Source organism: Bacillus sp. GMs2/2, assembly GCF_050172095.1.
GTDB lineage: Bacteria > Bacillota > Bacilli > Bacillales > Bacillaceae_G > Bacillus_A > Bacillus_A cereus.
Genome location: NZ_JBNLYE010000533.1, coordinates 1 through 2,184, shown reverse-complemented (window position 1 = coordinate 2,184; position 2,184 = coordinate 1). Strand labels below are relative to the sequence as shown.

Below are 2,184 nucleotides of genomic sequence, written 5' to 3'. Positions count from 1 at the left end.
CTTTACGTTTTTTATAGTAATAAAAATCATTTTTTGTTTCAGAGGCAATCCATTTTGTTAGCTTGATGGGCATAGGATAGCACCCAGATGACGAACCAATTATCTTTCAAGAAGACGACTTGAAATCTGGATTTGATACAGGAGTTGCCTACTTCCCCGATTCAGATGGTACTAATTTAGAGCTAATTGCTCCAAAAGGGCCCTTCAGACGTGAATAGTTAAAATAAATTAATACCGAAACAAGCCACCTTCTGCCTGGAAGGTGGCTGTTTGTCGGCAAGTTGATAAAATGACTAAAAAAGGACAAACTCTCCAATGTGAGAAGTTTGTCCAAAAAGTTATTCGTATTAACTATTTTTACACTAATACGAATAATAGTGAATTAGAATAATGACTTAATACTTGCTAAGACAGTAAGTACACCTACAATAATAACAAATACGTTACTCATTTTCCCTTTGTATTTAGCTAGTACTGGAACTTTTTGAATCGCATACATCGGTAATAGACATAAGATAGCAGCAACTAATGGACCGCTTAGAGAATCAATAAGTCCAAGAATACTTGGATTTGTATAAGCAACAAACCAGCATGATAATACAACAAAAGTAAGGATTACTGTCTTAATTGTTTTTTCTTCAATATCTTTTCCACGTGATTTACCGAACTTAATAATCATGTCACGCATTACTTCAAATGCTCCTATATAATGGCCAAGGAAAGACTTTGTAATAGCCACAAAAGCAATAATTGGAGCTGCAATAGTGATTACAGGCGAATTAAGCTCATTAGCAAGATATGAAAGAATTGATAAGTTTTGTTCTTTTGCCATTTTTATGTCATCTGGAGTCAAACTCAATGCGCTACTCCAAACGAAGAACATAACAACAGCGAATGTCATGATATAACAAACCTTTTGTATTTGCGCACATTTAGCATCAGTGGCTTCGATTCCATACGTAGCTCTCTGTTTCACAACAAATGATGAAATCATAGGTGAATGATTAAATGAGAATACGATGATTGGTAGAATCATCAATATCGTCCCAAAATAGCCTGTTCCTGTTGAAGCAGTTGAAACAGCTGAAAAACTAAGCATTGACGTATTCCACTGTGGAATTAAAGATATTGCGATAAAAAGTAGAGAAACTATGAAAGGATACACTAACATACTCATTACCTTTACAGTAATATCTTGACCAAAATTCAGTATAGCGATAAGACCAAGAACTAATACAAGTGATAAAATAGCTCTTGGAGGTTCTGGCATGTGCAATTGATGCACGATAAAACTACTTGCAGTGTTTGTAAGCGCAACCGAATACATTAGTACGATTGTATAAATTGAACCGAAATATACGATGTTAAAAATGATACTCGCTTTATTTCCGAAATACTCTCTAATTGTACCTGTGATCCCCTCATCAGCAGAATTAGAAGCATATATCATTTTAGCAAGCGCCCTATGTGAGTAGTACATAACTGGATATGCAAGTAATGTAATTAGTAGTAAAGATAATAAACCACCTGAACCTGCATTAATCGGTAAAAAGAGCACCCCTGCTCCAATTGCAGTTCCAAATAGACTGAGTGCCCATGTAGTATCCTGCTTATGCCACTTTTTCGGATCTGCATATTGCTCATTTTTTCGTGCGGTATTTTCAGCTTGAACTTCTATTTTCTTTGCAGTATTCCCGTTCATATAATAACTCCCCCTTGTATCTATTCCTGCATCTCTCTTTGCACCTAACAAATATTCACTTTTTGGAAAATGAATTCCTTACAAGTTGCCCCACATTGTATGTCCTTCATCATAATGAATCCAAATTGAAACATTCGCTAATTAGCGTCCTAATATAATTGTTAGCGTTCACAAAAAAGTTTACTCGTAATATCCGCTCTTTATATAAAGACCCCTTAAGAGAACAATATAGAATAGACTTCATAAATACGTTGCAACATTTCTAATAACAGTGTATTACTTTAATGGTTTCTCTTTTTTACTTTTAAAAGTAATTTTAGCTAAACCGGCCTCTCTTCATTTGCGAGGCGTTTCTTTCTCAATTCTATACATTACTTTCATAACTTCGGTAGCACTGATGATATTGCTTACACAAGCCACTGAAGCACATTACATACATTTCGCCTCTAATCACACACCTTTCTTACTAATAATCGCATTTT

At 34.9% G+C, this 2,184-nt stretch carries 1 protein-coding gene and 1 pseudogene; one reads left to right on the top strand and one right to left on the bottom strand.

Annotated features, from left to right (window positions below):
- Positions 1–83: 83 nt before the first annotated feature.
- A pseudogene (locus ACQGS6_RS27045) lies at positions 84–218 on the top strand (VOC family protein); the annotation flags it as partial.
- A 164-nt stretch (positions 219–382) separates the two neighbouring features.
- On the opposite strand, the gene ACQGS6_RS27040 reads toward ACQGS6_RS27045, so the two are convergent.
- Positions 383–1,702, bottom strand: coding sequence for an aromatic amino acid transport family protein (locus tag ACQGS6_RS27040; protein WP_001014190.1), 1,320 nt, complete (start codon positions 1,700–1,702; stop codon positions 383–385).
- Positions 1,703–2,184 lie beyond the last annotated feature (482 nt).

Excerpts from the sequence above, each read along its gene's own strand:
- ACQGS6_RS27040 (WP_001014190.1), bottom strand. The coding sequence starts at position 1,702 with ATGAACGGGAATACTGCAAAGAAAATAGAAGTTCAAGCTGAAAATACC.